Here is a 19,916-nt window from a genome sequence, read left to right as displayed (position 1 = left end):
GTGAATCGACGTCACTTTTTCAAATTAGCCTCTGGTGGCATGCTGTTGGCGGGGTTGTCGCCGAGTAGCAAAGCCGAGGTACAAAATCGTCCACCGATCCCCGGTGCGCTGGGGATGTTGTATGACTCCACATTATGTGTTGGCTGCCAGGCGTGTGTGAGCAAATGCCAGCAGGTCAATCATAGTGAGATTTATGCCAGTGGCGAGGCCCTTTGGTCAGACAATGACAAGCTCAGCCCCTATACCAACAATATCATTCAGGTCTGGACTAGCGGCGCGGGCATTCATAAAGATCAGTTGGAAGATGGCTATGCCTATATCAAAAAGCAATGCATGCATTGCGTTGACCCCAACTGTGTTTCTGTCTGCCCGGTCAGTGCGCTGCGCAAAGATGCCAAAACTGGCATTGTTCACTATGACCCCGACGTCTGCACTGGTTGCCGTTACTGCATGGTCGGCTGCCCATTCAATGTGCCGAAATACGATTACCACAACCCCTTTGGCAAAATTCATAAATGCGAATTATGTAACCAGAAAGGTATCGAGCGGCTTGATAAAGGCGGCTTGCCTGGTTGTGTTGAAGTGTGTCCGACCGGGGCGGTGATATTTGGCACCCGTGAGGAATTGCTGTCAGAGGCGCAACACCGGCTGACGCTCAAACCAGGTGAGAATTACCGTTTCCCGCGCCAAACTCTCAGTGCCCATGACACCTACGAGCATCCAGTCCCTCATTATGACCAACATGTTTATGGCGAGAAAGAGGGCGGCGGTACCCAGGTTCTGGTGTTGGCGGGCATTCCGGCCGAGAAGCTCGATTTGCCGCCATTAGCAGAACTGGCGACGGGCGCGCGCTCCGAGCATGTCCAGCACACATTGTACAAAGGCATGATCCTGCCGCTGGCGGTCTTGGCCGGTGTCACCGCTTTAGTGCATCGCAACACGCGCGATGAGCGCAAAGAGGGTGATGCGGACAAGCAGGATAAAAAGGAAGGCTCAGATGACGATGCATAAATCCAGCCCATTGGGTGGGCGGCTGGTCAGTTGGCCGGTGATGCTGTTAGCGCCTTTTGTGGTGCTTTGCGCGCTGTTGATTGTCAAACGTTTGGTGCTTGGGCTTGGGTCAGTCAGTGATTTGAATGGCGGCTTCCCGTGGGGCATTTGGATTGCTTTTGATTTACTGGTCGGCACCGGGTTGGCCTGCGGCGGTTGGGCATTGGCATGGGCAGTTTATGTGTTCAATCGCGGGGAATATCACCCACTGGTGCGCCCGGCGCTGCTTGCCAGTCTGTTTGGTTACGCGCTCGGTGGGCTTTCCATCACCATCGACGTGGGCCGCTACTGGAATTTGCCCTACTTCTTTATTCCCGGGCACTTCAATGTCAACTCGGTGCTGTTCGAAACCGCGGTCTGTATGACGATTTACATTGGTGTCATGGCCGTGGAGTTTGCCCCGGCGCTATTTGAGCGCTTGGGCTGGAAAGTGTCACTCAAGCGGCTGAATAAAGTGATGTTTTTTGTCATCGCGCTCGGCGCATTGCTGCCAACCATGCACCAATCTTCAATGGGATCGTTGATGATAGCGGCTGGGGCCAAGATTCATCCGCTGTGGCAAAGCTATGAAATGTTGCCGCTGTTCTCTTTGTTGACGGCCGCCATTTTGGGCTTCTCAATTGTTATTTTCGAAGGTTCTCTGGTACAGGCCGGGCTGCGGGGGCGGGGAGCTGATGAAGCGCCGTTATTCACACGATTAACCACGATCATCGACGTATTCTTGCTGCTGTTTATCATGCTGCGTCTGGGTGAAGTTATCGTGCGCCATAAGACGGAATATTTGTGGCACTTTGACCGCTACGCCATTGCTTTCTGGGCTGAAATCATCCTGATGGCCTTGCCGTTGCTGATTTTCCGCATCCCGCAAGCCAGACAAGACAGCCGCCTGCTGTTTATTGGCGCGCTTTGCATGATTGGCGGCGGAGCCCTATGGCGGCTCAATTACTCACTTTTGGCCTTTAATCCCGGCGGCGGCTACCGCTATTTCCCCACCACCAGTGAAATCCTGATCTCCATCGGCTTCGTCGCCATTGAGGTCTGCGCCTACATTTTATTGATTCGACTGTTGCCGGTGCTTCCGGCTCACGGGCAGTTACATAAGAATAATCAGACAGAGGTAAAGCATGAGCCAACGCATCACCATTGATCCCGTCACTCGCATTGAAGGGCACCTGCGGATCGACTGCGAAATTGAGGACGGCAAGGTTATTAAGGCTTGGTCCTCCGGCACCATGTGGCGTGGCATGGAAGAGATTTTACAAGGTAATGATCCGCGCGATGCTTGGATGATTGTGCAGCGTATTTGTGGCGTCTGCACCACTATTCATGCCATTGCCTCGGTGCGGGCGGTGGAAAATGCATTAGGGCTGGAAGTGCCGGTCAATGCCCAGCATATTCGCAACCTGATCTTGGCCGCGCACAGTATTCATGACCATATTGTTCATTTCTATCAATTGTCGGCGCTGGACTGGGTGGATGTCACCTCCGCGTTGCAAGCTTCGCCGCAAAAGGCGGCGGCCATGCTGAGTGGATTGTCCAGTTGGCCGTTGAACAGTGCGGAAGAATTTACCCGTGTGCAGCAGAAAATCAAAGAGTTAGTCGCCAGCGGCCAGCTCGGTATTTTTGCTAACGGCTATTGGGGCCATCCGGCCATGGCACTGCCGCCAGAGGTCAATTTGATTGCCGTGGCGCATTATCTGCAAGCGCTGGAGTGTCAGCGCGATGCCAATCGCATTGTGGCGGTGCTGGGTGGCAAAACACCGCATATTCAGAACCTGGCGGTGGGCGGGGTGGCCAATCCGATTAATCTGGATATGCCGAGCGTGCTTAACCTAGAGCGCCTGATGCTGGTGAAATCCTTTATTGACCGGCTGGGCAGCTTTATCGAGCAGGTTTATAAAGTGGATACCGCGGTGATTGCCGCCCACTATCCGGGCTGGCTTAATCTGGGTAAAGGGGCGGATTATTATCTCAGCGTGCCGGAGCTACCTATTGATCGCAAAGGGGAAACTTTCTTGTTACCGGGGGGATATCTGGAAAATGGTGCTTTCCGCCCGATTGCCAATCACAACGACCCGTATTTGATAAAAGGCATTGCCGAGAGTGGCAAACATGCTTGGTATCAAGATGACGAGCCGCTGGCACCGTGGGAGGGAAAAACCAATCCGAACTACACCGGCTGGCAGGAGGATGGCAAATATTCGTGGGTAAAAGCGCCGACTTTTTACGGCAAAACCGTCGAAGTGGGGCCGTTGGCATGGCTAATGTGCGGGGTGGCCGCCGGGCACGCGCCGACTAAACAGCATTTCACTGACATTGGTGCGGCTTACCAAAAACTGAGCGGGCAGGCTATCACGGCTGAACAATTGCCCTCAACGCTGGGGCGCATCATTGGCCGGGCGGTGCATTGCTGCGTATTGCATGAAACACTGGCCCAGCAATGGACGGCGCTGGTCACCAACATTGGCACCGGTGATGTGGAAACCTTTATCAAACCTGACATTCCCCTGACGGGCGAAATTCGTGGGGTCGGTTTTGAAGAAGCCCCGCGCGGCATGTTGTCCCATTGGGTGGTTATCAAAGATGGCAAAATCGGCAACTATCAGGCGGTGGTGCCATCAACCTGGAATGCCGGGCCGCGTAATTATAATGATGAACCGGGGCCTTACGAGCAAGCGCTGGTGGGCACTCCGGTGGCTGATCCTGCCAAACCACTGGAAGTGGTGCGGACCATTCACTCATTCGACCCGTGTATGTCTTGTGCGGTACATATTGTTGATACAACGGGCAACGAAGTGACCAAAGTCAAGGTGCTGTGATGGGGATTTTGGTATTAGGTATAGGTAATTTATTACTCAGTGATGAAGCGGTCGGGGTGCGAATTGTCGAAGCGCTGGAACAGCGCTTTCACCTGCCAGCGGGAGTCGAGGTGCTGGATGGTGGCACCGCGGGGCTGGAGCTGATGGAAGCTATGGCCAATCGTGAACATTTGATTGTTGCCGATGCGGTGCTGACTGGGCAGCCACCGGGGACGGTGGCGGTATTACGCGATAAAGAAATCCCCGCAATGTTCAGCCGCAAAGTGTCGCCGCATCAGTTGGGGCTATGTGATGTGTTGATGGCATTGCAACTGACCGGCGAGTTTCCACGTCAGTTAACGCTGGTGGGGGTGGTGCCGGAGTCACTGGCTCCGAATATCGGCCTGACACCAACGGTCACGCGAGCCATTGAACCGGCGTTGGAACAGATTCTGGCGGCATTACGCACCAGCGGGATTACCCTCAAAGCGCGAGAAGAAAGTCATGTCTGATGTTATTGCCGGCCATGCACAAAATCCGGCGCAATTGCTGGAGCAGGTGTTTAGCCAAATAGCGGCCGATGAAATGTGCAAATTGCCATTTTATCGCGACCACATTCCCCTGCGCGCCTGTGGATTTCAGTTATTTGAGCAGCAGTGGATTGGTGCGTTATTGACTCCATGGATGCTGAGTTTGGTGGTATTGCCGGGGCCGCAGCAATCTTGGCAGCGCCGTATGGTGGGAGAGCGCCTGATGCTGGCGCTACCTTGCGGCACTATTGGGTTTACCACCAGCGAAATTGCGGGCTGCGGCCAGTATTTAAGCCGCTCGCTGATGTCGCCACTGGACACCGCGCTCAGTGCTGAACGGGCGGTACAACTGGCGGAGCAAAGTGTGCGCATGGCGCTCTCACTGCCAGTCACCGATGCCGATGCCCCGGCTAATCCACGGCGGCGCGCTTTGTTTAATAAAGTCAGCCAGATAACGAATCAGCATGCATGAAATCAGTTTGTGTCTCAGCACACTGGAGCTGATAGAGAAACAGGCACAATTGCACGGTGCCAAACGAATCACCGCAGTTTGGCTGGAAATTGGCGCGCTCTCCTGTATTGAAGAGAGCGCTTTGCGCTTTAGCTTTGAGGCGGCCAGCCGCCAGACACTGGCCGCAGATTGCCAATTGCATCTGCGCTACTTGCCTGCGGTTGCCTGGTGTTGGGAGTGCAGCACCAGTGTACAGATTGAGCGGCATGATGCCGGGTGCCCGCATTGTGGCAGCCATGCTCTGCAAGTAGAGAGCGGCAGCCATTTGCAGGTAAAACAGATAGAAGTGGAATAATTCTGAAGGAGTGAATTCCTATGTGTACGACTTGTGGTTGCGCCAGCGGCGAGAGAAAGATCGAGGGCGACGACAATCATCACCATGATGACGGCCACCACGATCATCACGACCACCATCATCACGATGACGGCCACCACGATCATCATGAAAGTGCGGCCCAGCCGCCAAAAATTCAGCATAAACATAAAAATAAATATGTCGCTAAAGGCGCGCAGCCGGTCATTGTTCATCACCATTATTATTACCATCAAGGGGATGTTCATCATCACTATCATGGTAAAGCGCCAGAGCCGCTGACTGCCGCCGAACCTGACGACACTGATGCCCCCGCGGTGGAGCCTTTCACGCCGCAGGTTCATGCTGATAAGCTTGGGCTGCATTATGGGCAGGGCGAAGCCGGTAGCCATGCGCCGGGGATGGGGCAGCGCCGCTTGCTGCAAATCGAGCAAGATGTACTGAGCAAAAATAACCATTTAGCCAGCCATAACCGCGAGCATTTTGTCGAGCAACATATTTTGGCGCTGAATTTAGTTTCCAGCCCCGGTTCCGGCAAAACCACCTTGTTGACCACCACTTTACAATTGTTGGCCGGGCAAGTGCCTTGCGCGGTGATTGAGGGTGACCAGCAAACCACTCATGATGCCGAGCGCATTCGTGCCACCGGTGTACCCGCGATTCAGGTGAATACCGGCAAAGGTTGCCATCTTGATGCGCAGATGGTGCATGATGCTGCCCACCGCTTGGGGCTTGCCAATGATAGCCTGCTGTTTATTGAAAATGTCGGCAACTTGGTGTGCCCGGCCAGCTTTGATCTGGGGGAGCGCCATAAGGTCGCGGTGCTTTCAGTGACCGAGGGTGAAGATAAACCACTGAAATACCCTCATATGTTTGCCGCTTCCACTCTAATGATTATCAATAAAATCGACCTGTTGCCGTATCTGGATTTTGATATTGAGCAATGCATTGCCTATGCCTGTCAGGTGAACCCGGATATTCAGGTGATTGCTTTGTCGGCCAGCAGTGGCGAGGGGATGGAGTTGTGGCTGGAGTGGCTGGAGGCGCAGCGATGTGCATAGGCGTACCCGGCAAAATTGTGGCGGTGGGTGACGATATCCACCAACTGGCATGGGTGGAAGTGAGTGGCGTAAAACGCGAAATCAATATCGCGTTGGTGTGCGACGAATCACCGACTGACCTACTGGGCCAGTGGGTCTTGGTACATGTCGGGTTTGCCATGAGCTTACTTGATGAAGAAGAAGCCCAGCAAACTTTGGCGGCGTTAGCACATATGCAAGCTGTTGGGCTGGATTTAGATGAGGTCGCCAGCGAGGCCAATGATGCGCTACGTTGATGAGTTTCGAGATCCGGCATTAGTGACGGCGTTGTTGAGCCGTATCGAAAACTTACTGCCGCAGTTGGCGGACCAACAGCGCTGGCCGTTGCAGATCATGGAAGTGTGCGGCGGTCATACCCATGCAATCTTTAAATTTGGTCTTGACCAACTGCTGCCCGGCGGGCTGGAGTTTGTGCATGGGCCGGGTTGCCCGGTGTGTGTGTTGCCGATGGGGCGGATTGACAGTTGTCTGGAGATTGCCGCCCATCCGGAGGTGATTTTCTGCACTTATGGCGATGCTATGCGAGTACCGGGCCGCCAGGGTTCAATGCTGGATGCCAAACGGCACGGAGCGGATATTCGCGTGGTTTACTCGCCACTGGATGCCCTGATGCTGGCGCAGAATAACCCCTCGCGCGAAGTGGTATTTTTCGGCCTGGGTTTTGAAACCACCATGCCCGCCACTGCCCTCACATTGCAGCAAGCCAAACGGCTTGAGTTGACGAATTTCACTGTGTTCTGCCAGCACATCACCATCATCCCGACCCTGCGCAGCTTACTGCAACAACCTGATGTGCGAATCGACGGTTTCCTTGCGCCCGGCCATGTCAGCATGGTGATCGGCACCACCCCCTACGACTTTATTTGCAGCCAATTCAATAAACCGCTGGTGGTCACCGGCTTTGAACCGCTGGATATTTTGCAGGGGTTGGTCATGCTGCTAGAGCAGATGGTCAGCGGGCGGTGTTGTGTACAAAATCAATATCGCCGTATTGTGCCAGACAGCGGCAATCTACTGGCACAACAAGCGCTGGCCGAAGTGTTTATGGCAAAAAACCGCAGCGAATGGCGCGGATTAGGCGAAATCGCCGAGTCCGGTGTGCAACTCAGTGTGGCATATCAGGATTTTGATGCTGAGCGGCGTTTCAATCCACAGCAACACCGAGTGGCGGATGACCCGCGATCCCGCTGTGGCGATGTGCTGACTGGGCGTTGTAAGCCAGATCAATGCCCCTTGTTCGGTGGCGAGTGCTCGCCAGATAATGCATTTGGGGCGCTGATGGTTTCCTCTGAAGGGGCTTGTGCCGCTTATTACCAATACCGCTAGCTATCTAAGTCAATAATTAGGCCATAACTCAATGAATAAAAAAGAAATTACCCTAGCCCACGGCAGTGGTGGACGGGCCATGCAGAGTTTGATCGAATCCCTATTTTTGGCGGCATTTTCTAACCCAGCACTGAATGAGCGCGAAGATCAGGCGCGTATTGCGCTGGCGGATCTTACTGCACTCGGCGATCGGCTGGCAGTATCGACGGACAGCTATGTCATCGATCCTATTTTTTTCCCCGGTGGCGATATTGGCAAGTTGGCGGTGTGCGGCACGGCGAATGATGTGGCGGTCAGTGGCGCAACACCGCGTTATTTGTCGTGCGGTTTTATTCTGGAGGAGGGGCTGCCACTGGCTGATTTAGAGCGCATTGTGCAATCAATGGCGGCCACTGCCCAGCAGGCGGGGATTGAGATAGTCACGGGAGATACCAAAGTGGTGCAGCGCGGTGCGGCTGATAAAATTTTCATTAATACCACGGGTATCGGGGTGATCCCCTCGGCTATCCAGTGGGGCACCGCGCTGCTCCGTGCGGGCGATCGGATAATTGTCAGTGGCACGGTGGGCGATCACGGCGCGACTATTTTGAATCTACGGGAAGATTTAGGGCTGGAGGCGGCATTAGTCAGTGATTGCGCCCTACTGGCACCGCTCATTGCGCCGTTGCGCCACATTGCCGGTGTGCGGGCGTTGCGCGATGCTACGCGGGGTGGGGTTACCGCCATTTTGCATGAGTTTGCTGCCGCCAGTGGCTGTGGCATGGAAATCAATGAAGTGGATTTGCCACTGAAACCGGCGGTGCGCGGTATTTGCGAATTACTGGGGCTGGATGCACTCAATTTTGCCAATGAAGGTAAGTTGGTGCTGGTCGTCTCGCCTGAAGCACAAGATGCGGTCTTGGCGGAGTTACATCGCCATCCACTCGGCCGGGATGCTGCCGTTATCGGGCAGGTCACGGAGAGTCAACACGTGCGTCTATGTGGTGCATTTGGTGTCTCGCGCCGGCTGGATTTGCCGCTAGACGAACCGCTGCCTAGAATTTGTTAGTTTGGAGTTTCTGTGGATAAAAACGGCCTCTGCCTGCGGATCAAAGGCAAGGTGCAAGGGGTGGGATTTCGCCCCTATATCTGGCAACTTGCGCATCGTTTCGGGCTACACGGTGATGTCAGCAACGACAGCGCCGGAGTGACGGTTCATTTGTGGCAATCACCCGCAGTGAGCGATTTTTTGCAGGCATTGCCGCAAGATTGCCCACCATTGGCGCGCATTGATAGCCTCATCAGCGCACCCTATCACTGGGAACAACCCCCGCAGGATTTCGTGATTCATCACAGCGGGGCTGGGCAGATGGATACTCAAATTGTGCCAGATGCCGCAACTTGTGATGTGTGTTTGAGTGAAATGAATGACCCGGCCAATCGCCGCTACCACTACCCGTTTATCAACTGCACCCATTGTGGCCCGCGTTTTACTATTATCCACCGCATGCCTTACGACCGGCCCTATACCGCCATGGGCAAGTTCCCATTGTGTGCGGCGTGTCAGGCCGAATATGACCACCCCGCAGACCGCCGTTTCCATGCTCAGCCCAATGCTTGTGCGGATTGTGGCCCGCGACTGTGGCTAACCGGAGCGGACGGGCAGGCCGTGGCCCATGGCTTCTCTGCGCTGGAGCAAGCCGCTGTTGCGCTGTTGGCGGGTGACATTGTGGCCGTCAAAGGATTGGGCGGTTTTCATCTGGCCGCCGATGCGACCAATTCCGCGGCGGTGGCCCGTTTACGCGCACGTAAACAGCGGCCCACCAAGCCGCTGGCGGTGATGTTACCCAATACGAACTGGCTGAAAAATTGTGTGCAAGATGCTGATAATAAATCTTTATTGCGCTTATTACGCAGCCCGGCGGCCCCCATTGTTTTAGCCGCTAAGCAACCAAACAGCCCACTCAGCGCCGCCATTGCCCCAACGTTAGCGGAAATCGGCATCATGCTGCCCGCCAATCCGCTACAACATTTGCTGCTGCAACAGGTCGCGCGCCCATTGGTGATGACCTCCGGCAATGGCAGCGGCAAGCCACCGGCCCTGAGTAATGAACAGGCCTTAAGCGCGCTGAATGAGATTGCCGACCACTGGCTATTGCACGACCGGGACATTGTGCAGCGGGCCGATGACTCGCTGGTGCGTTTTACCCCATATGGGGCGGAAATGTTGCGCCGCGCCCGGGGCTATGTGCCGGATGCTTTCGAGCTGCCGCCGGGATTTAGTCAGCAACCGGCCATGTTGGCCCTCGGGGCTGATATGAAAAACACTTTCTGCTTACTGCGTGACAGCAATGCGGTGCTGAGTCAGCACTTGGGGGATCTGACCGATGGTGATATTGCGCGGCAACAGCAGCAATTATTAGCGCTATTTTGCGATATTTATCATTTCACCCCACAGGCGATGGTGGTGGATGCACACCCCGGTTATGTCAGTCACCGGCTCGGTAAAGAGTGGGCTGCACAGCAGAATATTCCTTGTATCGAAGTACTGCATCATCATGCGCATTTGGCCGCTTGTTTGGCGGAACATGGCTGGCCGCGCCAGGGTGGGGCGGTAATCGGTTTGGCGCTGGATGGGCTGGGGTATGGTGCTGATGGTCATTTATGGGGCGGCGAATGTTTGCGGGTAGATTATGAGAATTGTGAATATGTGGGCGGTTTGCCTGCGGTGGCCTTACCCGGCGGGGATCTGGCTTCTCGCCAGCCATGGCGCAATTTATTGGCGCAATTGCAGCGCTTTGTGCCGAATTGGCAACATTTTCCGCAAGCCGCGGCAATCCCTTTGCCGCAAGCTGAAGTGCTGGTGCGGGCCATTGCGCGTGGCATTAATGCACCGCCGGCTTCATCTGCGGGACGATTATTTGATGCGGTGGCGGCGGCGCTGAATATTGTGCCACAGGCTATCAGTTGGGAAGGCGAGGCCGCTTGTTTGTTGGAGGCGCTGGCATGGCAAAGTCCTCGCACAGTTCCGCCCGTCACTTTGCCACTGCGCGCTCACCAATTGGACTTAGCCACTTTCTGGCAGCAATGGCTGGCTTTTGATGCCTCACCGGCTGAGCGGGCTTATGCTTTCCACTTCGCACTGGCACAGGGCTTCGCCACATTGGCTCGCCAAGCGGCACAGCGTTATAATATTGATACCATTGCATTTTCTGGCGGTGTGTTACATAACCGCTTACTGCGCGAATTACTCAGCGAGCAACTGCATGACTTCAAATTATTGATGCCGCAGCGCTTGCCGGCCGGCGATGGTGGCTTAGCGCTGGGGCAGGCGCTGATCGCCGCTGCGCGCAGCTAATAATATGCTAATGCCAGCCACTAAAACTTTGCAGAATAGAATAATTCTGGGTGATGAGTATGGCTGGTTGTGTTAAAAATGAAGTTCATTGACTCGGGGTGCCACCTCGTAACAGGGGGGCTGAGATAATACCCGTATGACCTGATCTGGATTATGCCAGCGGAGGGAAGTCGAGGTATCTTAAACACCGATACCCCCTCTTGTTCGCTGGTGGGGGCATTATGAAGACTATTCACACTGACACATCAGTCACACCGGTTCTATTCCCTGACACACTGGCCGCCGCCAGTCTGCAACAATTTCGAGCCACTCCCCCATTAGTGCATTGCTTGACGAATGAAGTGGTGCAGTCATTTACTGCCAATGTGCTACTGGCGTTGGGGGCTTTTCCGGCGATGGTGGTTGAACCTGAAGAGGCGGCGCAATTTAGTGCCATGGCCAACAGTTTACTTATCAATATTGGTACGTTGCATCGGGCGCGAGCGGAATCCATGTTGGCGGCAATCAGCGCCGCCAATCAGGTGGGGACTCCTTGGGTGCTGGACCCGGTTGCTGTCGGTGGGCTGGCATATCGCACTGATTTTGCTAAAGAATTACTTCTGCTCAAGCCTGTAGCAATACGCGGTAATGCGTCGGAAATCATGGCATTGAGTGGCATCGCAACGATGGGGCGCGGGGTTGATAGCGTGGATACTTCACTGGCGGCTTTGCCTGCTGCTCGTCAATTGGCAACACAGGCCCGGACGGTCGTTGCAATAACCGGTGAAGTTGATTACATCACTGATGGTCAGCGTGTTTTTGCGGTGACTGGCGGTGATAAGCTAATGACTCGGGTGGTCGGTACCGGGTGTGCGCTCTCTGCGGTGGTGGCGGCGTTCAGTGCGCTGCAAGGTGATCGTCTACACCATGTTGCCACCGCTTGCCGGATTATGTCGCAAGTGGGCGGGCAGGTATCTCAACGCGTTGCCGGGCCGGGGAGCTTTATTCCTGCATTCCTTGATGGCTTGTATCAATTGGACACCTTGGCGTATTAATTCTGCTTGATTTTATCTCCTTCTCACCACAGTTTTATTCTCAGATTAAATCTAATATAAGCCTCTGCGGAGGCTTTTAATTTATATTCAGCAAATGTTTTTCCATGGTTTAAAATTTAAATGGAGAACATTCTCATCTTTTTGTCTTCTTGGTCTTTTTCTACATACCTGTTTTGAGTCCCCTAATAAACATATAGGAAAATATAATGGCCATTCTGAATAGTTATAAGATAGCGGCGCTATTTGCCGTCGGGATATTAGTGGCAGGATGCGCCTCAAAAGTGACGACCAGTGCGCAATACTCTGGTTTCCTCAGTGATTACAGCAAATTACAAGAGACAGAATCCGCAAGTGGTCAGAAAATATTGCGATGGGTTTCGCCTAATTTTAATGCCAAACAATATACTGGTGTTTATTATACTCCGCTAGTTTATTACCCGAGATCAACACCTACTCAGCGAGTCAGTCAGAAAACGTTAGATCAAGTATTGGCTTACGCGAATAAAAGACTTAAAGAGGCGGTTAGCCGGCAATTACCGCTAGTCAACTCGCCAAAAAAACGTAATACCTTGATTGTGCGGGGGGCGATTACCGCGGTTTCTGCTGAAGATAAAGATATTGAAGTCTATGAAATGATACCAATAGCGGCGGTGATTGCCGGAACCATGGCGGCGACAGGTAATCGTGGCCAACGCACGGCGCTCTATCTAGAGATACAGGTTATCGACTCCAATACCGGTAAACCAGTCATTGTTGTGGTGCGCAAGGCTTATGGTAAGGACGTGAGTAATAGCGGGTCACCGATTACAGCGGACGAAGTGGAAAGTACGATGGATACCTTGGTCTACGACATCATTAATTTCAAGGCAAAAAGCCAAGCTACCCCGTAACCTGTGGTGGCCACTCAGCCTCTTTGAACCCGTGGTATTGAGGTTGAGTGGCCCCTATTGACATTTAATCCGACCTAGTCTGTTTGGTGGGTGAGGTTTAATAACTCATTTAATTTCATTGGCTTACCTAATAAGTAGCCCTGAACCTCATCACACATTAGCTGTTGGAGATGCTTGAGTTGTTCCGTCGTTTCGACACCCTCGGCGGTTACTGTCATAGACAGAGCATGTCCAAGATTAATAATGCCTTCAACAATAGATTCCCCTTCATGGGACTGTGTGAGCTCATCGATAAAGCTCTTATCAATCTTCAGCCCATCGAATGGGAAACGGCGCAGATAATTGAGTGATGAATATCCGGTACCAAAATCATCCATTGATAAACGCACTCCCAGGGCTTTCAATGCTGTCATGGTTTTAAATGCCCCATCCGCATCTTCAATCATTATCCGCTCGGTGATTTCCAGTTCCAGCCGATGACTTGGTAGCCCGGTCAGCAGCAAAATTTGCCGTACACGCTCAATCAGGCGTTGGTTCCGGAATTCAATAGCAGAAATATTGACTGAAATAATCAGTGATTCAGGCCATGTTGCGGCATCCTGACAGGCTTGTAGCATCGTCCAGTCACTAATGGCAGTAATCAGCCCTGTTTCTTCCGCCAGAGCAATAAATTGATCCGGCATCAGCAACCCTAATACCGGATGATTCCAGCGCACTAGAGCTTCGGCACCGGTAAGTTTCGTTCCTTCAATGCGATAGCGCGGTTGGTAGTACAGGCTAAATTCATTATGTTTAATCGCATGGCGTAAAAAACGGTCGTGACGCAAACTTAGTGTTGGTGTACTCTTTACCCTTTGGATGATTGATGGCAAAGATTGATGTGGTTTGTCCTCGCTGTTCTGAAACTCATGGGGTTATCCGAAACGGCCACTCCGGCTCAGGGGCGCAGCTCTATCGCTGTAACCAATGCCTGAAGACCTTCCAGCTCAGCTATCGCTACAACGGAGCTAAACCCGAAACCCATCAGGCCATCGTTGATATGGCGATGAACGGCTCCGGATGCCGCGATACAGCACGGGTTCTACGGATAAGCCTCAATACCGTTCTGCGTCATCTAAAAAACTTACGCCGCACCAGGTAGCGCAAAACGTAGAGCCTAGCGCAGAGGTGGTTATCTGCTGTGAAGCCGATGAGCAGTGGTCATATGTCCGCTGTAAAGGCAATCAACGCTGGCTGTTTTATGCCTATGACCGCATCCGAAAGCGCGTTATCGCCCATGTATTTGGCCCGCGAAATGCTTTGACATTAAAGCGTCTTCTGGTTTTGCTGAGCCAGTTTAGCATTGCCTTCTACATGACCGATGCCTGGCCGGTATACCGCACTTTATTGTCCTCAACCAGTCATGTTATCAGCAAGAAATACACCCAGAGGATAGAGCGACATAATCTGAACTTGCGAACCCATCTCAAACGGTTAGCCCGCAAGACTATCTGCTTCTCAAAATCAGAAGAAATGCACGATAAGATCATCGGATGGTATCTGACAATTAACCATTACCACTAAATCTGCGGCACGACCTAAAAAACGCTCTAATTCACTGCGCTGCATTAAGCGGTCATTCATTTCGCTGGAATAGAAACTCCAACGGCTGCTGCCGCTATTTTTGGCCTCATACATAGCAATATCAGCAAAGCGTAATAACTCCTCAGCTTGCATTGAGTCCTGTGGTGCCAGTGCAATACCAATGCTGGCACTGATGAAAATATCTTTTTCATTAATGACATACGGACTTTCAATTCGCGTAATAACACGTGTGCAGAGCTGTTCAATTTCTTTGGTTGAAGAAAGCCCTGTAATAATCAAAATGAATTCATCCCCGCCTTGGCGCGCGACTAAATCTTGGTCACGCAAACAGCTTCTCAGGCGCTCGGAGACCTGATGTAGCACCTGATCACCCGCAATATGGCCAAAAGTGTCATTAACCGGCTTAAATTTATCCAAATCAACATTGAGGATGACCAACGGATGTGGTGATGCCGTTAAGTTGTGCAGTTTATTTTCCAGAAACTCTTTCATGCGCAGGCGGTTGGGTAAACCCGTTAGCGTATCATGCAGCGAAAGATGCTGGATCCGCTCCTGGGCTTCTATCTCTCGGGTGATATCAGAGGCGGTGCCGCGAAAACCGATATTATCGCCATTTTTGATAATGGGTTTGGCATAAATTCGGCAAATACGTTTATCGCCTTTGGCCGAGACATATGTGCATTGCAGTTCATTGCGGGAATCCGTCAAATGCGTATATTGCAGCCAGGATCGCAGTGGGATAACGTCGCAATGTAATAATGAGTCAAGATTGCGGCCTAGCCAGCGCTCGACACTGAGCCCGGTAATGGTCAAAAATCGCTGGGACAAATAGGTGATGCGCAGGTCGGCATCAGTTTCCCATAGCCAATCGGTGGCAGCTTCAGCCACGTGGCGAAACCGCTCTTCGCTCGCAATCAAAGCGGCTTTGTTATCATCGGCAGCACGGGCCTCAGACAAGGCTCGCCGTAGCACCAACCAGCCACTCAGCCCAAGAATCAGGGCAACCAGCGCCAATAATGGGAGCAAAATGTTGAGCAACTGTGCGCCCGGCATGCTCTGGTTCCAGTGCAGTATTACGTCATGGTTATCATTTGACGATAATTGTACTGACGGGGTGGCAACGGCATCTTTCGCATCCCGCGCAATGCGAAGTTGTTGAATACCATAGTTTTCCCCCAAGGTATTTAACTCAGCTTGGGTTAATATATTGATAAAAACCAGAACTGATGGCGGGCCAGCAACAGGTTTAACTTGAGGGTCATTACCGGTGGTTAAGGCGGCCGCAGCAACGATGGTCGGCAGCCCAGCAACATTGATGATTTCCGTGGCGGCATACTGATTTTCTGCCTGATGACGCACGGAATCAATAAACGGCGTAATATCTTCGCCGAGCCACTCATCCAGATGGGCACTTACCAACTGCCCATTGATGACGGAATAGCGAGTTTTCCCTTGCCCATCAATAACAAAAACACCTTCATAACCAAAGTTTGTGTAAAGTGATGGCCCCAGATTTTGGCTGACAAAAGCCCAGTCAGTGTCTACGGTGACATGCAGGTGTTCATAAGCATCCCCCCAAAAAGCATTATCTTTTATTCTGGTTTTTATGGATTTTTGGTGCATTTCCCATGCTTTTTCCACCAGAAAGCGGCTTTGAGATACCGCTTGCTCATTTAATTGTGACGCGATGTAGATAATGCCGGCAGCAGCAATAATAATCGTTGCCCCCACGAGCAAAGCCATGGTGCGCAAGGCTCGTTTGGCAAAAAAAACGTTTTCTCCTCTTGCCCGTGACTCAGGTGGGATGGAGTCTGTCATAGTGAATTCCCTTATACCCGTCATTTTTCAAATTGCAGGTGTGTTGGCTGCACTCATTATTCGGCCCGTCCGTGGCCTCACCCCTGCTTACCGCTTTTCTGTACCTAAAAGCCTACTGGGCATGCTTAGACAAGATCTGTTTAATCAGCAGAAAGTGAAGACTCTAAAGTAATATAAACTAACATAACTTCGCTGAGTTATTATTTGAGCTTAGGATAACATGGTGTTGCTCTGCTATTTTTTCAGCAAAAATGAATAAGAATAAAGCGGATTTTGCGGTTTACCTTCCAAAGGCAATGTATCACGAATCTATTGGTGCAGTGCCAGGATGGTGTTAACTCAAGAAGTGAGGTCAGTGAGGAGATAATGATAGCAGGTTATTGCCCGCCCTGTTCTGGCTGAACAAGGCGGGTTGAGAGTTAAATAACCAAAGGCATCCAAATTAATCCGGTTAATAAAAGCAGCACCAGAAACAACACGCCAAATATCGCACCTAAGCGCCAATAATCAGCGGTTGGTAAATAACCACTACCATAATAAATGGGGCTCGGGCCAGTCGCGTAAGGTGTTGTGATGCTACTTAAGCCTATGGCCGCGCCGATCATCAAGCTGAATGTCATCAAAGGTATTTCCGGAATCATTAATACAGCGGCCAGCATCATCGGAGCTAATGCTGAGGTATAAGCTGTTGCGCTGGCAAAGAAATAACGCAAGCCGTAGAAGATAGTGACCAGTAAAATCATAATGGCTGTTGATGAGAAACCGGACAAACTACCGGCAATGTGATGACCGAACCAAGAGATAAAACCGGTTTGATTAAGCCCTGTGGCTAAGGCAATCAGCGATGCTAGCCAGAAGAAGACACTCCAAGCTGATTTGTTGCTGATGATATCATCCCAAGTAATAACTTTGGTTAGCAGCATAAGAGCCACGACTGAATAGCCCACCATCGCGGCATCAATAAAGTCGGAGCCGAAAATCCATAACACCAGTGCGGCAATCATAAGCACTAACATTATTTTCTCGCGCCGACACAGCGGCCCCATTATCTCCAGCTCTTTTTTGGCCCATTCAGGTACTTGATTTCCCTGCTTAATTTCAGGTGGGTAAAGTACGTAGGCTAACCATGGCACCAGAATTATCAATAATATGCTCAGCGGCAGCATGCCAATAAACCAAGTGCCCCAAGACAGCGTGATATCAGATGAGGACTTGAGTAAACCGACTAACAACAAGTTGGGGGCCATTGCGGTCAAAAATATTGCGCTGGTGACACAGTCGGCACTGATACCCATCCACATGATGTATGAACCAATTTTTCGTATTCCAGGAGTATTGGGCTGCGAATCATAAAGTGGCGGTAGGTTGCGGATAATAGGATAGATGATTCCAGCCCCTCGTGCCGAGTTGGACGGGGTGACCGGTGCTAAAAGTAATTCTGAAAACATGATGGCGTAACCCAGAAACAGGGTTTTATGGCCCATTTTTTTAACTAATAACAATGCGATACGTCGGCCCAAACCTGTTTTCTCATAACCGGTTCCAAACATAAATGCAGCGAATATCAGCCAGATAACTGAGTTTGAAAAACCAGATACCACCCACGATAATGCTTTGGCGGTATATTTGAAGCCCGGTTCAGCTAATTGTTCTGGGCTATAAAGCAACCAAGGGGAGAGCACGCCAATAATAGCCAGGCCTGTCATGGCCACAACAGCACCGGGCACCGGCTCTAAAATAAGGCCAACAATAACACCAAAGAAAATCGCAAAATATAGCCATGCATGCTCAGGTAGCCCGCTGGGTGAAGGAAATAAAACGATAATAATAGCCACCAATATTGGTGCTAATAATCGCCATGACAAATTTAACTTTGCCATCGTCATATCCTTTTATAAATAAAGGAGGGCAAGCCCTCCTGATTATCATTATTATTTAATATAATGAACATGTTCACAGATCTCATCGACGATGGCATCGCGCTTTTCTGCAAACAATTTTTTGTTGGTTTCGATAAGATTATTACCGTGAGTATCAATAGACACGATAAGTGGCCCAAAGTCTTTTACCCGACAAACCCAAAGTGATTCTGGCATACCCAGTTCTGTCCAATGGACTTCCTCTATTTCTTCGACTTGAGTGGCGGCTAATACCGCGCAACCTGCGGGGAAAATAGCATGTAAAGCTTTGTGTGTTTTGCAGCCCTCTTCGGTATTTGGCCCCATGCCACCTTTACCGACAATTAATTTAACCCCAGTCTGTTCAATAAATTCTTTTTCGAAACTTTCCATTCGCATACTGGTGGTTGGCCCAATTGAAATCATTTCCCATTTATCGCCGTTCTTTTTGACAATAGGTCCGGCGTGGAAAATAGCTTTCCCTCTTAAATCAAAGGGAATTTCACGTTTTAATTCGATTAGGCGGCGGTGACACACGTCACGACATGTCACTAAAGTCCCATTGAGATAAATAACATCGCCGGCTTTAATATCGACTAAATCTTCATCTTTAATTGGGGTCGTTAATATTTTTTTCATAATAGGTCACCTCGAGTATGGGAGATACTCTCGAATGTTAAATCCTGATGAACTAACAATGTTCCGCGCCGGTGTGCCCAACAACCGGTAGAAACAGCAACACCAATTGTGGATGGGTGGCGTGCCGCGGATTCAATATGAACCCCCATAACGGATGCTTTTCCGGTTAAACCTTGCGGACCAATACCTAATTTATTTAAGCCCTCTTCCAGGCGGCGTTCTAAATCGGCAGCAATAGGATTAGAGTGATGGCTGCCTATTGGCCGCAATACAGCTTTGCGAGATAATACCGCGGCAGTTTCTACTGAGGTGGCGATACCAACGCCGACCAAGACGGGTGGGCAGGCATTCACGGCTAATGTTGAGATGTTTTCAAAAACAAACTTCACCACTCCTTCATAGCCCTCAGACGGCATCAGAACTTTAGAACGGCCGGGCAATGTACAGCCACCGCCAGCCATATAAACTTCAATTTCTGCACTGGTATTATCCGGCACAATATCCCATGTGACCCAAGGTACGCCGCTTCCGGTATTATTACCGGTATTAACCTCATCAAATATTTCAACAGCATTATGTCGCAATGGGGCCTTTATTGTGGCTTGCTGTACTGCTGATTTTAGAATGTTTTGTAATTCACCCAATAAAGGGAATTTGGCCCCCACTTTGACATAAAACATTATCTCACCAGTATCCTGGCAGGCAGGGCGGTTTAATTTTATGGCCTTTTCCATATTATCAAACATGGTGTGATAAATTATTTTTGCCATACCTTCATTTTCTAATTCACGAAGTTGTTTTAATTTATCGACGACATCGTCGGGCATACGAGTGGATATCATTGCGGTAAAGTCAGCAATAATATCAGTGAGTTTGGTGACAGCATCGCTTTGCTCAATTATGCTCATGAAATATTCTCCAGCATAAATAATGGTTTTTCGCCATTAAATGATGACTAAATAAAGGCTTGCTCTATTTATTTTTTATCGTGCTACCGGCAGTCAAAACAAAATAACACAGAAAGTAGGGGTTATTTAAGTTTTTAGCTGTGATTATTCAATTAACAAAACGTGAATTATCTTTTTTCT

17 protein-coding genes, 2 pseudogenes and 1 riboswitch are annotated in these 19,916 nt (G+C 51.0%); of the genes and pseudogenes, 14 read left to right on the top strand and 5 right to left on the bottom strand.

Annotated features, from left to right (window positions below; genetic code table 11):
- The 13 genes from hybA to D5F51_RS18930 all read left to right on the top strand — a co-directional run bounded on the left by hybA (position 1) and on the right by D5F51_RS18930 (position 12,889).
- Positions 1-1,011 carry a hydrogenase 2 operon protein HybA gene (gene hybA, locus D5F51_RS18990; RefSeq protein WP_025376920.1) on the top strand — a complete coding sequence of 337 codons (1,011 nt, stop codon included), beginning with the start codon at positions 1-3 and terminating at the stop codon, positions 1,009-1,011.
- Entirely contained in the window at positions 998-2,197 is a 1,200-nt protein-coding gene (gene hybB, locus D5F51_RS18985) for a Ni/Fe-hydrogenase cytochrome b subunit (protein ID WP_162301792.1), read from the top strand. Before hybA ends, hybB begins: the two co-directional genes overlap by 14 nt.
- The gene (hybC, locus tag D5F51_RS18980; RefSeq protein ID WP_129198490.1) at positions 2,175-3,869 is read left to right on the top strand and encodes a hydrogenase 2 large subunit; all 1,695 of its coding nucleotides are present in this window, start codon (positions 2,175-2,177) and stop codon (positions 3,867-3,869) included. The genes hybB and hybC overlap by 23 nt, the downstream gene beginning before the upstream one ends.
- The gene (locus D5F51_RS18975) at positions 3,869-4,360 is read left to right on the top strand and encodes a HyaD/HybD family hydrogenase maturation endopeptidase (RefSeq protein ID WP_025376923.1); all 492 of its coding nucleotides are present in this window, start codon (positions 3,869-3,871) and stop codon (positions 4,358-4,360) included. The genes hybC and D5F51_RS18975 overlap by 1 nt, the downstream gene beginning before the upstream one ends.
- Positions 4,353-4,850, top strand: a complete 498-nt coding sequence (gene hybE, locus D5F51_RS18970; RefSeq protein WP_025376924.1) for a hydrogenase-2 assembly chaperone — start codon at positions 4,353-4,355, stop codon at positions 4,848-4,850. Before D5F51_RS18975 ends, hybE begins: the two co-directional genes overlap by 8 nt.
- The gene (gene hypA, locus D5F51_RS18965) at positions 4,843-5,184 is read left to right on the top strand and encodes a hydrogenase maturation nickel metallochaperone HypA (protein ID WP_025376925.1); all 342 of its coding nucleotides are present in this window, start codon (positions 4,843-4,845) and stop codon (positions 5,182-5,184) included. Before hybE ends, hypA begins: the two co-directional genes overlap by 8 nt.
- 20 nt (positions 5,185-5,204) lie before the next feature.
- Positions 5,205-6,263 carry a hydrogenase nickel incorporation protein HypB gene (gene hypB, locus D5F51_RS18960; protein WP_129198488.1) on the top strand — a complete coding sequence of 353 codons (1,059 nt, stop codon included), beginning with the start codon at positions 5,205-5,207 and terminating at the stop codon, positions 6,261-6,263.
- Positions 6,254-6,538: a hydrogenase maturation factor HybG gene (gene hybG, locus D5F51_RS18955; RefSeq protein ID WP_129198486.1), complete on the top strand. Its 285-nt coding sequence runs from the start codon at positions 6,254-6,256 to the stop codon at positions 6,536-6,538. Before hypB ends, hybG begins: the two co-directional genes overlap by 10 nt.
- Positions 6,525-7,628, top strand: coding sequence for a hydrogenase formation protein HypD (gene hypD / locus D5F51_RS18950; protein WP_129199496.1), 1,104 nt, complete (start codon positions 6,525-6,527; stop codon positions 7,626-7,628). The genes hybG and hypD overlap by 14 nt, the downstream gene beginning before the upstream one ends.
- A 31-nt stretch (positions 7,629-7,659) precedes the next feature.
- On the top strand, positions 7,660-8,676 hold the full coding sequence (hypE, locus tag D5F51_RS18945) for a hydrogenase expression/formation protein HypE (RefSeq protein WP_129198484.1): 1,017 nt from the start codon (positions 7,660-7,662) through the stop codon (positions 8,674-8,676).
- 12 nt (positions 8,677-8,688) lie between these two features.
- Positions 8,689-10,965: a carbamoyltransferase HypF gene (gene hypF / locus D5F51_RS18940; RefSeq protein WP_129198482.1), complete on the top strand. Its 2,277-nt coding sequence runs from the start codon at positions 8,689-8,691 to the stop codon at positions 10,963-10,965.
- 84 nt (positions 10,966-11,049) lie between these two features.
- A riboswitch (TPP riboswitch) is annotated at positions 11,050-11,150 on the top strand.
- A gap of 36 nt (positions 11,151-11,186) precedes the next feature.
- On the top strand, positions 11,187-11,999 hold the full coding sequence (gene thiM / locus D5F51_RS18935; RefSeq protein ID WP_129198480.1) for a hydroxyethylthiazole kinase: 813 nt from the start codon (positions 11,187-11,189) through the stop codon (positions 11,997-11,999).
- A gap of 206 nt (positions 12,000-12,205) precedes the next feature.
- Positions 12,206-12,889 (top strand): DUF3313 domain-containing protein, encoded by a 684-nt coding sequence (locus tag D5F51_RS18930; protein WP_129198478.1) that lies wholly within the window; start codon positions 12,206-12,208, stop codon positions 12,887-12,889.
- A gap of 74 nt (positions 12,890-12,963) precedes the next feature.
- Here the strand turns inward: D5F51_RS18930 and D5F51_RS18925 are convergent.
- Positions 12,964-13,707, bottom strand: a pseudogene (locus D5F51_RS18925) (putative bifunctional diguanylate cyclase/phosphodiesterase); the annotation flags it as partial.
- A gap of 47 nt (positions 13,708-13,754) precedes the next feature.
- Between D5F51_RS18925 and D5F51_RS18920 the strand changes: the two are divergent.
- Positions 13,755-14,452, top strand: a protein-coding gene (locus tag D5F51_RS18920; RefSeq protein WP_100273935.1) for an IS1 family transposase whose coding sequence is annotated in 2 segments (ribosomal slippage) — positions 13,755-14,013 and positions 14,013-14,452 — 699 coding nt in all. Because the reading frame shifts where the segments join, the coding sequence is not laid out codon by codon here.
- Between the two features lie 6 nt (positions 14,453-14,458).
- On the opposite strand, the pseudogene D5F51_RS18915 reads toward D5F51_RS18920, so the two are convergent.
- The 4 genes and pseudogenes from D5F51_RS18915 to ttdA form a co-directional block, all read right to left on the bottom strand.
- Positions 14,459-16,291, bottom strand: a pseudogene (locus tag D5F51_RS18915) (sensor domain-containing diguanylate cyclase); the annotation flags it as partial.
- Between the two features lie 419 nt (positions 16,292-16,710).
- The gene (locus tag D5F51_RS18905) at positions 16,711-18,171 is read right to left on the bottom strand and encodes an anion permease (RefSeq protein ID WP_129198474.1); all 1,461 of its coding nucleotides are present in this window, start codon (positions 18,169-18,171) and stop codon (positions 16,711-16,713) included.
- Positions 18,172-18,222: 51 nt separating this feature from the next.
- Positions 18,223-18,828: a L(+)-tartrate dehydratase subunit beta gene (gene ttdB / locus D5F51_RS18900; RefSeq protein ID WP_087768315.1), complete on the bottom strand. Its 606-nt coding sequence runs from the start codon at positions 18,826-18,828 to the stop codon at positions 18,223-18,225.
- Positions 18,825-19,736, bottom strand: a complete 912-nt coding sequence (gene ttdA, locus D5F51_RS18895; RefSeq protein ID WP_087768314.1) for a L(+)-tartrate dehydratase subunit alpha — start codon at positions 19,734-19,736, stop codon at positions 18,825-18,827. The genes ttdB and ttdA overlap by 4 nt, the downstream gene beginning before the upstream one ends.
- Positions 19,737-19,916: the final 180 nt, after the last annotated feature.

This window comes from Yersinia hibernica (genome assembly GCF_004124235.1).
GTDB lineage: Bacteria > Pseudomonadota > Gammaproteobacteria > Enterobacterales > Enterobacteriaceae > Yersinia > Yersinia hibernica.
Note: the sequence above shows the minus strand (reverse complement) of the source record. Positions and strands in the feature narration are given on the sequence as shown.

Coding starts and splice junctions, on each gene's coding strand:
- hybB (WP_162301792.1), top strand. CDS start 998: ATGACGATGCATAAATCCAGCCCATTGGGTGGGCGGCTGGTCAGTTGG.
- hybC (WP_129198490.1), top strand. CDS start 2,175: ATGAGCCAACGCATCACCATTGATCCCGTCACTCGCATTGAAGGGCAC.
- D5F51_RS18975 (WP_025376923.1), top strand. CDS start 3,869: ATGGGGATTTTGGTATTAGGTATAGGTAATTTATTACTCAGTGATGAA.
- hybE (WP_025376924.1), top strand. CDS start 4,353: ATGTCTGATGTTATTGCCGGCCATGCACAAAATCCGGCGCAATTGCTG.
- hypA (WP_025376925.1), top strand. CDS start 4,843: ATGCATGAAATCAGTTTGTGTCTCAGCACACTGGAGCTGATAGAGAAA.
- hypB (WP_129198488.1), top strand. CDS start 5,205: ATGTGTACGACTTGTGGTTGCGCCAGCGGCGAGAGAAAGATCGAGGGC.
- hybG (WP_129198486.1), top strand. CDS start 6,254: ATGTGCATAGGCGTACCCGGCAAAATTGTGGCGGTGGGTGACGATATC.
- hypD (WP_129199496.1), top strand. CDS start 6,525: ATGCGCTACGTTGATGAGTTTCGAGATCCGGCATTAGTGACGGCGTTG.
- hypE (WP_129198484.1), top strand. CDS start 7,660: ATGAATAAAAAAGAAATTACCCTAGCCCACGGCAGTGGTGGACGGGCC.
- thiM (WP_129198480.1), top strand. CDS start 11,187: ATGAAGACTATTCACACTGACACATCAGTCACACCGGTTCTATTCCCT.
- D5F51_RS18930 (WP_129198478.1), top strand. CDS start 12,206: ATGGCCATTCTGAATAGTTATAAGATAGCGGCGCTATTTGCCGTCGGG.
- D5F51_RS18905 (WP_129198474.1), bottom strand. CDS start 18,171: ATGGCAAAGTTAAATTTGTCATGGCGATTATTAGCACCAATATTGGTG.
- ttdB (WP_087768315.1), bottom strand. CDS start 18,828: ATGAAAAAAATATTAACGACCCCAATTAAAGATGAAGATTTAGTCGAT.
- ttdA (WP_087768314.1), bottom strand. CDS start 19,736: ATGAGCATAATTGAGCAAAGCGATGCTGTCACCAAACTCACTGATATT.